The 10,932-nt window shown below is 41.1% G+C and carries 8 protein-coding genes; 7 read left to right on the forward strand and 1 reads right to left on the reverse strand.

Annotated features, from left to right (window positions below):
- Positions 1-3 precede the first annotated feature (3 nt).
- The gene (locus ACTNB8_RS11935) at positions 4-654 is read right to left on the reverse strand and encodes a Crp/Fnr family transcriptional regulator (RefSeq protein WP_441054954.1); all 651 of its coding nucleotides are present in this window, start codon (positions 652-654) and stop codon (positions 4-6) included.
- 95 nt (positions 655-749) lie between these two features.
- Here ACTNB8_RS11935 and ACTNB8_RS11940 point away from each other — a divergent pair, with 95 nt between their 5' ends.
- The 7 genes from ACTNB8_RS11940 to ACTNB8_RS11970 all read left to right on the forward strand — a co-directional run bounded on the left by ACTNB8_RS11940 (position 750) and on the right by ACTNB8_RS11970 (position 10,751).
- Positions 750-1,445: an ATP-binding protein gene (locus ACTNB8_RS11940; protein ID WP_441054956.1), complete on the forward strand. Its 696-nt coding sequence runs from the start codon at positions 750-752 to the stop codon at positions 1,443-1,445.
- A gap of 126 nt (positions 1,446-1,571) precedes the next feature.
- On the forward strand, positions 1,572-3,332 hold the full coding sequence (locus tag ACTNB8_RS11945; protein ID WP_441054958.1) for a hypothetical protein: 1,761 nt from the start codon (positions 1,572-1,574) through the stop codon (positions 3,330-3,332).
- 24 nt (positions 3,333-3,356) lie between these two features.
- A complete protein-coding gene (locus ACTNB8_RS11950) occupies positions 3,357-4,166 on the forward strand; it encodes a hypothetical protein (RefSeq protein WP_441054960.1) in 810 nt (269 codons plus the stop codon).
- 304 nt (positions 4,167-4,470) lie between these two features.
- Positions 4,471-4,710 carry a helix-turn-helix domain-containing protein gene (locus tag ACTNB8_RS11955; protein ID WP_441054962.1) on the forward strand — a complete coding sequence of 80 codons (240 nt, stop codon included), beginning with the start codon at positions 4,471-4,473 and terminating at the stop codon, positions 4,708-4,710.
- 74 nt (positions 4,711-4,784) lie between these two features.
- A complete protein-coding gene (locus tag ACTNB8_RS11960; RefSeq protein ID WP_441054964.1) occupies positions 4,785-6,185 on the forward strand; it encodes a hypothetical protein in 1,401 nt (466 codons plus the stop codon).
- Between the two features lie 110 nt (positions 6,186-6,295).
- A complete protein-coding gene (locus ACTNB8_RS11965) occupies positions 6,296-7,090 on the forward strand; it encodes a Cof-type HAD-IIB family hydrolase (protein ID WP_441054966.1) in 795 nt (264 codons plus the stop codon).
- 205 nt (positions 7,091-7,295) lie between these two features.
- On the forward strand, positions 7,296-10,751 hold the full coding sequence (locus ACTNB8_RS11970) for an SNF2 helicase associated domain-containing protein (protein WP_441054968.1): 3,456 nt from the start codon (positions 7,296-7,298) through the stop codon (positions 10,749-10,751).
- Positions 10,752-10,932 lie beyond the last annotated feature (181 nt).

Genomic DNA, 10,932 nt, shown 5'->3' on the forward strand with positions numbered 1-10,932 from the left:
AAACTATGGGTGTACAAGAATCCGGAAACTGTTTTTATAAAAGTCAATCAGTCCATCGGAGCGCATTCTTCCGAGTTCTTTCGAGAGAGCACTTCGGTCTACATTCAAATAATCGGCCAGCTGCTGGCGGTCAAAGGGAATCTGGAAGGTATTACTTCCAGATTTTCCTGCCTGTGAGGAAAGATAGATCATAAGACGCTCGCGTATCGTCTTTGGAGAAGTACAGAAGATACGACTGGACAGAATAAGGTTTTTCTGCATGGACTGAAGAAGGAGGTTCTGGATTAGTTTTGCATACCAGGAGGCAGAACTGTAGTGGCTGCTTTTCAGAAGGGTAATGTCCAGAAAAAGAATCTCAGAAGCTTCCCCTGCCACAGCGTTCACCATCATCGGTTCCTGACAGAATGCATATGTCTCTGCGAAGACATGGCCGGCAGGAATATTGCTGAGGATCGTTTTGTTTCCCTGAAAATCTACATTTTCAATATTTATATTTCCGGAGATTACAATACCGATTTCATCTACAGTATCTCCCATATGAAAGATAACAGAATCTTTTTTATATTTTGTAGTGCGCATACAGCCACAGCTGCACATTTCTTCCCATTCTTCATCAGTGATATATTGAAACAGTGGTGTGGATATTTTTTTCATGGAATCTCCTTTTGTGGTTATAACCACGTAAAAATTTCTTTTATTGTACTATTATTCAAATGCAAAGTAAACCCGATGCAAAAGGAGAACAGAAAATGATCAGAAAAATTATCCAGATAGATGAAGAAAAATGTAACGGCTGTGGAGCCTGTGCAGCAGCCTGCCATGAAGGGGCAATCGGAATGGTAAACGAAAAGGCCAGACTCCTTCGTGAGGATTACTGTGATGGACTTGGAGACTGCCTTCCGGCATGTCCGACAAACGCGATTACTTTTGTTGAAAGAGAAGCAGCTGCCTATGACGAAGCAGCAGTGAAAGTGCATATGGCAAATCGTGCAAGAACAGGTGGTGGATGTCCGGGAAGCAGGGCAATGACTCTGAAACATGAAGAGAAACCAGGGGCAGCAGAAACTGTTATCAGACAGGAGTCCTCACTCGGGCAGTGGCCATGTCAGATTAAACTTGTACCGCTGCAGGCCCCATATTATGAGGGAGCAGACCTTCTGATCGCAGCAGACTGTACTGCTTATGCCTATGCAAATGTCCATCAGGAATTTATGCAGGGAAAGATAACCCTGATCGGCTGTCCGAAACTGGATGCAGTGGATTACAGCGAGAAACTTACGGAGATCATCAGACTGAACAATATCAGAAGCGTGACTGTTCTCAGAATGGAAGTTCCGTGCTGTGGTGGTCTGGAACATGCGACAGTAACAGCAATGAAAAACAGCGGAAAACATCTCCCATGGCAGGTTGTGATTTTCACTGTAGATGGAAAAATAAAAGAATAAAATCCTGAAATAGATATTGGAAAGGATTGCCAGATCTGTCACAGACAAGTCTGGCAATCCTTTTGCATTGTACAGGGAGTTCAGGTATACTGAAATTAAGTAAAATATAAGAGGAAGGGATGAAAAATGAAGTTCTGTGAGTGCTTAAATGATTACATAGAGAAAATTTCCTGTACAGGAAAGGAACTTGCCAAAAACAGCAATATTTCAGAAGCTATCATCAGCCGTTACAGGAATGGTGAACGTGTCCCGGACGCAGATGGAGAATATCTGCGAAATCTTGCTGAAGGAATTGCCCGGACAGCAGCAGAAAAAGGCATCAGAGATATAGAGGCAGGAGTTGTTCTGGAGAAATTTCAGAGTCTTCTTACAGAGAAAAAGTCAGATGGATTTTTCAGTCAGAAACTGGATATTCTGATACGGGAACTGAATATAAATATATCTGTATTTGCGGATGCGCTTCATTATGATCCTTCCTATATTTCAAAGATAAGAACAGGCAAAAGAAAGCCTGCACATCAGCAGGAATTCCTGGACTGTGTATGCAGATATGTAGCGGAAAACTGCAGATCCGAAAGGGAAAGCAGCATTCTGGCGAGTCTTCTGAACTGTAAAGAAGATAAAATACAACAGAAGGAAAATCTGCAGATGATTCTTCGTCAGTGGCTATGCTCGGCAGAAAGAGAAGAGGATTATATCTCCGGTTTTCTTAAAAAGGTAGACGAATTTAATCTGGATGACTATATCCGCATCATACATTTTGATTCACTGAAAGTGCCGAAAATTCCGTTTCAGATGCCTGTATCCAGACACTATCACGGACTGAAAGAAATGCGGGAAGGAGAACTGGATTTCCTGAAAACAGCAGTTCTTTCAAGGTCCATGGATCCTCTGTATCTCTGCTGCGATATGCCAGTGGAAGATATGGCAGAGGATCAGGATTTTTCCCAAAAGTATATGTTCGGTCTTGCCATGGCACTGAAAAAAGGACTTCATATTAATATAATCCATAACGTGGAACGTCCCATGAAAGACATGATGCTGGGTCTCGAGAACTGGGTTCCCCTGTATATGACAGGACAGATTTCCCCCTATTATATAAAGGGAGTCCAGAATGAAATTTATGGCCATCTTCATTATTCGGCAGGTACAGTTGCAATGACAGGAGAGTGCATCAGCGGACATCATGATATGGCTCATTATTATCTCACTAACAACAGAGAAGAGGCAGAATTTTACCGCAAAAATGCAGAATTTCTCCTGAAAAAGGCAAAACCGCTGATGGAAATTTACAGGGATCAGCAGAAACTGGAGCTGGAAAAATTCCTTGAGGAAGACAGCAGGGTTCCGGGAAGAAGGAGAAGAATTCTGGCGGCACCTCCGCTGTTTTTATTGCCGGAAGAACTGTTGAACAGGATTCTTGATCGGTGCAATGTGAAAGCAAAAAGAGAAATAAAAGAGTATCAGGAAAAAGAAAAGCAGCGCATGGAGAAGATTTTTTTACACAGCAGAGTGACAGATGAACTGTCGGAAATATCCGAAAAAGAATATGCGGAACATCCGATTGCGCTGCCTGTTGCCGGCTGCTTTCTGGAAGAGAATATTCTCCTTAATTATGAAGAATACAGGGCATGTGCAGAGGCAGCAGAAAAATATGCAAAAAAGCAGGAAGCATATGAATTTGTCAGTGCAAGGGTTAGAGGATTTCGCAATATCCAGATCAACTGCCACGTGGGGAAATGGTGTATGGTATCAAAGAACAAGGCACCGTCCATACATTTTGTGATCTATCATCCGAAGCTCAGGCATGCTCTGGAGAATGTTTATCTTCCGATCAGAGATGAAGAACCGGAGCAGGAAGACGCTGATCGGACAGATATAAAATAAAGGCAAAAAGAAGGAGGAGAAACGATGAAACAATTAAAGAAAAGAATGGTGAGTATGATGCTGATACTTCTGCTGCTGGTGACTGCGATACCGGCAATGCCAGTGGAGGTACAGGCAGCCGCACCGGGAAGAGTAACAGGATTCAGTGCTGTTTACATGCAGGGAAAAACAAAGATCAGCTGGAAAAAAGCACGCGGTGCGAAGAAGTATGAGATCTACCGTTCAACAAACGGAAAGACCTTTAAAAAGGTTAAAACAGTAAAAACACGTTCCTGGAAAGACACTAAAAAAGGGGAATTATGGTACAAGGTAAGAGCAGTCAACGGAAAGAGTAAAGGTGCTTTCAGTGCAGCAAAATCCGTATATACACTGAGGGGCTGGATTCCGTTTCGGGTGCAGGGCAATTCTTTTATCAGTGCAGGTACGAGTATTTTCCCGATTGCATTGTGGAATGACGGAGGCAAAAAAGTCTCGTTTATTGGAAACAGTAAGGATGGCAGGAATATGAAGACGCATCCGATTATGGTTTATAATAAACAGACAGGACAATTTGAGAAGACAGTTTTTACAAATCAGTCTTATTATGCAGGAGCACTCTGTAATGCAGCAGGAGAGACAAACATAAGGACACATATCCTGAAAAGAAAAGGTAAATACAAGATCTACGTAGCAGGACTTGGAATGATCTATCCTTATGTCAATGCATACGATGATTCCAGTAAGTATGCATATTATATCATTACTTACTTCAAGGTAGGAGGACGGAAATACAGTCCGACTGTAAGCAACGAACCGACTGCGAAAAAAGATTATATGGTACAGAGAGTGAAATAAAACAGAATAACAGAATACAAAGAACAACAGCCGCCGGGAATGAATGAAACCGGCGGCTGTTGCTGAGAGAGAGTCTGATGTTGGAATCGAAAGTTCCCAACTATATTACAGATAAAAGTCTGACTGGTCATACATACAGTTACAGGATTGCTAAAAGTGGAACTTCTTATAGTAACCCATAGTTGTTAGAAGAAAAATTTCTTTCAGGCTTTACAAATTATGGCAGATTTTGTATGATTTTATTAAATGAAAACGGAATTTATCCGGTTTCATAAGTGTTTTTATTAGTGGGTGAGAAAACTAAATGAATACGAGACAACTGAAGTATATGCTGGAGATCGCCAGGTGCGAAAGTATTTCAAAGGAAGCAGAAAATCTCTTTATTTCCCAGGCAGGGCTTAATCAGCAGCTGTTTAAGAAAGAGAAGGAGATAGGGCAGCTATTTGAAAGAGACACTCACCATCTGAAAATGACAAAAACAGACGCAAAAAAAGGCCGGAAGATATCCGATCCGTCTTGCAGTCAGACATGGAAAAAATCTTGAGAAAAAAAGCAGCCCTGTATGGCACTGAGCAGTCTCCTGCATATATTATAAGTCTCAGAAAGAGAGGAAAATATATGAAGAGAAAAGAACTGCTTGTATGTCTGATGATTCTGTCACTGGCAGGTAACGCTATGGTTGTTTACGGAGACACAGCGAAAACAAATAATGTTTCAACAGGAGAGGAAAATCCATCACAGGAAAAACCAGAAGAAAGACAGCAGGGAGAGCATGAAAAACATGAAATGGATGAGGGAACAGTAATTGCTCCTTCCTGTACAGAGAAAGGTTATACACTGTACAGATGTAAGGTGGAAGGCTGTACATATGAAGAACGAAAAGATGAAAAAGATCCTCTTGGCCATGATCTGAAAGAAGTATCAAGAACCGAAGCTGAGGGAGAAATACCCGGTTATATTTTATATGAATGTCAGAGAGATAATTGCGATTATCAGACTGAAACTGAGATCAAAAAAGATGAAGAAAATCCATCAGATGATTCGTCAGTTACACCTGGACAGGGAGATGATACATCGGCTTCAAATCATGGTGAAACGAAACCGGAGCCAGGCAATGATACATCGGATCCAGGGAAAACAATGCCAGATTCAGAGGACAAAACATCAGAATCTATAGACAGCAAGACCGGAGAAAAAGAATCCTCTGAGAATCCGAAAGAAGGAGAAATTCCTGATTCTGAAAGTAAGGATAATTCACAGCAGCCAGAAGAATTGCCGGAAGTTGACCCGGAATCAGAGGGTGAAGTCATGACATGGGCATCGGCGACTTCTACAGATATTGTTACAGAATATGATCCGGAAACAGCATCAGATACTATACAGATACCGGCAGATGCATCACAGCCGGAGATGGTTACAGAAATAGAAGGGCGTACAGTTCCGGAGGGGACTGCCAGAATCACAAGGGACAGTAACGGAAATATCACAGATCTGGAACTTTCCATGGAACTGACTGAAATGAAAAACGGAGTTTCTTTTTCAAGTGAAACGGAAACGCTGAAATCTGTCACATTGAAAGACCTGAATAATGAAAAGAATTTCAGGATTACACTGAAAACAGAGAAGAAAGCTGATGAACTGGGAATCCGCCTGACTGAAACAGAAAAAGGAACTCTGATCATTCTTACAGAGAACAAAAAAGAACTGTATATAGTTAAATCAGATGAGAAGGATGGGAAAACTGTATTTACAACTTCTTCCGGTGGAAGCTGTGAGATCAGCAGAGAAAACAAAGAGATTTCTGTTTCGTCAATGCATATTTCAGAGAAGGATAACAACAGAATTCTGCTGACAGACCTTAGAGAACATAAACCGGCGGTGAAATTTCTCTCAGCTGAAAAACTTAGTACAAAGGACAGGAAACAGGAAGAAAATCTCAGGGAAAAACAATACTGGATCCGCCCATATGGTGATCCATGCAGAGAGCCGGTTATTATAAAAATATACGAAAAAATGTAAGCTGTTTTTTATGATATAAAAGTGCAGAATTTTTACAGAAATATGATTGTAGCGGTGAAAGAAGTATGCTATATTGAGGCAGAAATATGATATGGCAGGAGAAATTTATTATGATAAAAATGATTGTGACAGATATAGATGGAACCCTGGTGAAAGACGGAACTCTTTCTATTAATCAGGAATATATGACTGTGATAGAGAAGCTGAGAGAAAAAGGGATTGTTTTTGTGGCATGTTCGGGAAGACAGTTTACAAGTGAACGTCAATTGTTTGCTCCTGTAAAGGATATGATCTACTTTGTTTCTGACGGTGGAACAGTTGCACGAAAAGACAAAGAGATTCTGAAAGTCTGGCCGCTGGCAGATGAAATATGGAAAAATATGCGTCAGATGGTTCATACAAAAATGCCGGAATGTGATTATTTTGTATGTACACCGGAGTGCTGTTATGCAGAAAATGAAAACAGTCCCATGTTCCGCTGGCTTCGGGATTCCTATAAATGCGATATCCGTGAGATACCGGATGTGACGAAGCTTGATGGTAAACAGGTGACGAAATTTTCTGTCTATCACACAGACCGATGTGAGGAAATGTGTGAACCGCTTTTTACTCCTGCATGGAAAGATAAAGTGGTCATGGCAGCTGCGGGAAAAGAATGGATGGACTGTACACCACTGGGAGCAGATAAGAGTACAGCAGTAGAATTTCTTCAGGTATATCTGGGGATTTTGCCGGAAGAAACCTGTGCTTTCGGAGATAATATCAATGACATCGCCATGCTTGAAAAAGCAGGTATGAGTTACGCAGTCGGCAATGCAAGAGAAGAAGTCCAGGCAGCAGCAAAAGAAGTCTGCCCGCCTTACTGGGAGGATGGAGTACTGCAGGTATTGAAGAAAATGCTGTGATTCCCCTCAATTGCTGTCCTTGCTTTACCTGGCTTAGAGTTTTTCATGAAAATAGAATCTGTTCCAGAAGAGGAAAAATGATATGGAAACTGCCCCCCGAAATTTTCAGATTTTGTGGGGGCTATTTTGTTGTTTACAGGAGTAAAGTCTGATATATTGAAAGCAGAAATAACCGCATTTATAAAACATATGGAGAAGTGAAATAATGAAGGTAATAGAGACTGATAAAAACAGACATAAAATACCACAAAAAGAAGAATTTTCTCCGCTTGGTGAAGTCCTGGAAGAAGAAAATCCGGATAATATTGAACAGCAGGAAGAGAATCTCCGGAAACTCAATGAATATACATATTTTGACGGCGATGCGATCCTGAAATCGCAGAAATTTCCGAAAACATCTCTTGATGCCGGAAAGAAGCTGTTTGAGAAAAATCAGGTCACAGTTCAACGGATAGGAGATGGCTTTACCAGCGGCAGCAGTGAGAAATGTGGTCAGATCGAAGCTGTAGTAAAAGGCCAGAGAGAAGAATACCCTGTAAGCATTATTTTCAGCAGAGATAAGATGCTGTATACACAGTGTGACTGTCCTGAGTGCAGAAGATATGTGTGGGGCTGGAGAGAATATGATTCTAAATGCCGTTATACAGTAGCTGTTGCAATGTATCTTAGAGATTATCTGAAAAAGAATAATTTTGCCGATGCGACAGACAGAAACGGAGAAAATCTTCTTATGGCATATAATATAAATTATGCCAGAGCAGGACAGGTCAGAAGCAGAGATCAGGAACAGAGTATAAAACTGATTCCCCGACTGATAAAGAAAAAAGGTGAACTTTTTCTTTCATTTAAAATTGGTGCAGGGAAAATGTTTGTGGTCAAGAATCTCAGAGAATTTTCTGAGAGTGTCAGGGAAGGAGCTGCTGTTCAGTATGGGGCTTCTACAGAAATCAGCCACAAAACAGAGAATTTCACAGAAGAAAGCAGGAAATGGATCCAGTATATTGACAGGGCTGTAAGTGAAGAAGAACATCTTCTGGAACGTGCAGAAGAATCCGGAATGTATATTCCCGGAAAGATGAACATAGGCAGTGACCTGGATCTGTTTGGCTGGAGACTGGACAGATTATATGAGCTTCTGGGTGAAACACAGATAGAATATGAAGATCGTGATGGAACCAAAAAAACAAAAACCATGCTCCATTGTACAGAAGCGAATCCACGTGTGACCATGCGGATTGAAGAGTGCAGCAGGGAGAAAAAAGAATTCCACGGAGTTTCTGTGAGAGGAAAGTTACCGGTACTTTTTCACGGACTCAGATGTGGATATTTTGTACAGGAAAACACTTTTTGCAGAACAACTGATGATTTTACGGAGAAGATAAAACCACTGGAACAGTTATCCAGAAACGGCAGTTTTCATTTCCAGATGGGACGTAATGCTCTTGCCGGGTTTTACTACAATGTACTTCCAAAACTGCAGGAAATAGCGGACATTACAGAGACTAATCCGGAAAAATTCCGGCAGTATCTGGCTCCACAGGTTCATTTTGTGTTTTATCTGGATGCGCCGGAAGACAATGTGACATGTCAGATTCATGCACGTTACGGAAGCAGGGAATATTCCGTAACAGATATGATATGGGGCAATAATCAGGGAGTTGAAAGTGAAAAATTCAGGGATGTTCACAGAGAAGAAGCAGTTATGGGAAGAACCATGGAACTGTTCTGTGGATATGACAAAGAGACAGATGTGTTGCACTGTGATTCAGACGAGGAAATAATCTATCAGCTGATGGAATCTGGAATAGATGAACTTCTGGAACTTGGAGAAGTTCAATGTACGAACCGTTTCCGAAACCGCCATGTGATACGTAAGGTGAAAACTTCTGTTGGAGTTTCCGTAGCAGGAAATCTTCTGGAACTGGATATTTCCACGGAAGATATTTCAGGAGAAGAACTTCTGGATATCCTGAGAAGTTATAAACAAAAGAAAAAATATTACCGTCTGAAAAGTGGAGAGTTTGTAAATCTCAAAGGCCAGGAACTTGGTATGATGGCAGAAATGATGGATACGCTTCATCTTTCACCAAAAGAATTTATAAAAGGCAAGGTGCATATTCCGGCGTACAGAACACTTTATCTGGATCGGCTTCTCGAAGACAACGAAGAGATTTACAGCAGCAGAGACCGGCATTTTAGAGATATTGTCAAAGGATTCAAAACTATCAAAGACGCAGATTTTGAAGAGCCGGAAAGCCTTTCAAAGACTATGAGAAATTACCAGAAAGATGGATTTCGCTGGCTTCGTACACTGGAAATGTGGAAGTTCGGGGGCATACTTGCAGATGACATGGGACTTGGAAAAACACTCCAGATGATAGCTGTATTTCTGTCTGCAAAGCTGGAAGGAAAGACTGGAACTTCACTGGTAGTTGCACCTGCAGCACTGGTGTATAACTGGGGGGAAGAACTGGGAAAATTTGCTCCGGCACTGAATGTTTCACTGATAACAGGAAGCCAGACAGAGCGAAAACAGAAGCTTCAGAACTGGCAGGAAGCGGATGTTCTGGTAACATCCTATGATCTTTTGAAAAGAGACATAGATCAGTATGAAGAAAAAGAATTTCTGTATGAAGTGCTCGATGAGGCTCAGTATATAAAGAATCATAATACGGCTGCAGCAAAAGCTGTCAAAGTCATCAAAAGCCAGACCAGATATGCTCTTACCGGAACTCCAATCGAGAACCGGCTCAGTGAACTGTGGAGTATTTTTGATTATCTTATGCCGGGATTTTTATATGGATATGATACATTCCGCAGAGAAATCGAGACGCCAATTGTTAAAAATAAAGATGAAACAGCAATGGAACGTCTGCAAAAAATGACAGGCCCTTTTATTCTCCGGCGACTGAAAGAAGATGTACTGAAAGACCTTCCGGAAAAGCTGGAAGAGATCCGATATGTGAAATTTGAGGACAGGCAGCAGAAGCTTTATGATGCACAGGTTGTTCATATGAAAGAAACCATTGCACATCAGGATGAAGGAGAATTTGCAAAAAATAAATTCCGGATTCTGGCAGAACTGACAAGGTTAAGACAGATCTGCTGCTCACCCGAACTTTGTTTTGAAGATTATAAAGGTGAATCTGCAAAAGTGGAATCTTGTATACAGCTGATCCAGAGTGCGATTGACGGTGGACACAGAATGCTTCTGTTTTCCCAGTTTACCTCTATGCTGGATATCCTGAAAACCAGACTGGAAGAAGAAAAGATTCCTTATTATGAGATTACCGGAGAAACGTCAAAAGAAAAACGTCAGGAATTGGTGAAAAATTTCAATGCAGGAGATGTTCCTGTATTTCTGATCTCATTGAAAGCAGGTGGCGTAGGATTGAATCTGACAGGTGCAGATGTTGTTATTCATTATGATCCATGGTGGAATCTGGCAGTACAGAATCAGGCAACAGACCGTGCACATCGTATTGGTCAGACGAAAAAAGTTACAGTATACAAACTGATAGCCAGAAACACTATAGAAGAAAAAATACAGAAACTTCAGGAAACCAAGAGAGATCTGGCAGAACAGATCATTGGAGGAGAATCTGTACAGTTTGGTAACATGTCCAGAGAGGATATGATAGAACTGTTAGATATAAAGTAAAAAATATCCTACAGAACGCAGATACAAAATGCAGTTCTGTAGGATATTTAAGTTTATACCGGCAGTCTTTGCTGAATTGGAAAACTGACTTCCAGTTTGCAAAAGTAAACCCCTGTTCCTAAAAGTTCTTGCAAGACTAAATTCCGGCATATCAAGAAATCATGATTTTAGCGGAATTTAC

This window comes from Blautia sp. HCP28S3_G10 (assembly GCF_052065235.1).
Taxonomy (GTDB): Bacteria; Bacillota; Clostridia; order Lachnospirales; family Lachnospiraceae; genus Blautia_A.

What these genes read in the sequence shown, in the direction of transcription:
- ACTNB8_RS11935 (WP_441054954.1), bottom strand. Translation starts at nt 654, where the DNA reads ATGAAAAAAATATCCACACCACTGTTTCAATATATCACTGATGAAGAA.
- ACTNB8_RS11940 (WP_441054956.1), top strand. Translation starts at nt 750, where the DNA reads ATGATCAGAAAAATTATCCAGATAGATGAAGAAAAATGTAACGGCTGT.
- ACTNB8_RS11945 (WP_441054958.1), top strand. Translation starts at nt 1,572, where the DNA reads ATGAAGTTCTGTGAGTGCTTAAATGATTACATAGAGAAAATTTCCTGT.
- ACTNB8_RS11950 (WP_441054960.1), top strand. Translation starts at nt 3,357, where the DNA reads ATGAAACAATTAAAGAAAAGAATGGTGAGTATGATGCTGATACTTCTG.
- ACTNB8_RS11955 (WP_441054962.1), top strand. Translation starts at nt 4,471, where the DNA reads ATGAATACGAGACAACTGAAGTATATGCTGGAGATCGCCAGGTGCGAA.
- ACTNB8_RS11960 (WP_441054964.1), top strand. Translation starts at nt 4,785, where the DNA reads ATGAAGAGAAAAGAACTGCTTGTATGTCTGATGATTCTGTCACTGGCA.
- ACTNB8_RS11965 (WP_441054966.1), top strand. Translation starts at nt 6,296, where the DNA reads ATGATAAAAATGATTGTGACAGATATAGATGGAACCCTGGTGAAAGAC.
- ACTNB8_RS11970 (WP_441054968.1), top strand. Translation starts at nt 7,296, where the DNA reads ATGAAGGTAATAGAGACTGATAAAAACAGACATAAAATACCACAAAAA.